The organism is Lysobacter enzymogenes, assembly GCF_017168095.1.
In the GTDB taxonomy this organism is placed as follows: domain Bacteria; phylum Pseudomonadota; class Gammaproteobacteria; order Xanthomonadales; family Xanthomonadaceae; genus Lysobacter; species Lysobacter enzymogenes_D.
On the sequence record NZ_LXSD01000401.1, the window covers coordinates 1 to 608 of the forward strand.

At 75.2% G+C, this 608-nt stretch carries 1 protein-coding gene; it reads left to right on the forward strand.

Features of this window, described 5'->3' with window-relative positions:
* Positions 1 to 414 (forward strand): DUF937 domain-containing protein (locus tag A7A76_RS16760; protein WP_206412269.1); only part of this gene is annotated, 414 nt, incomplete at its 5' end.
* Positions 415 to 608: the final 194 nt, after the last annotated feature.

Below are 608 nucleotides of genomic sequence, written 5' to 3' on the forward strand. Positions count from 1 at the left end.
GCGGCCGGGCTGGACCTCGGCGGCGTGCTCGGCGCGGTGCTCGGCGGCGGCGGCGGCCGCCAGACCGACGGCGCCGGCATCCTCGGCCACATCTTCGGCGGCCGCGAAGACACCGCGGCGCAGGGCCTGGGCCAGAGCACCGGCCTCGGCGGCGGCCAGGCCAACACCCTGCTGAAGATCCTCGCGCCGATCGTGCTGTCCTACCTCGCCCAGCGCATGTTCTCCGGCGGCAACCAGGCCGCGGCCAGCCCGCAGCAGCTCGGCGACGCGCTCGGCCAGGAGCACCAGCGCATCCAGCAGCAGGGCGGCGCCGGCGGCCTGCTCGGCGCGGTGCTCGACCAGGACGGCGACGGCCAGCTCGGCCTCGGCGACTTGCTCAAGATCGGCGGCAACCTGCTCGGCGGCAAGCGCTGACGGCGTACCGCGCGGCGGCGCAGCGCCGCAGCAAAGCGAACGGCCGCCGCGCGCGGCCGTTCGCGTGTTCGGGGACGCAGCGACGCGCAGCGCCGCGAAACCCACCTATCGTCATGCCCGCGAAAGCGGGCATCCAGGGCTTCACCGAGGCAGGGCTCTGAAGTCTCTGGATCCCCGCCTTCGCGGGGATGACG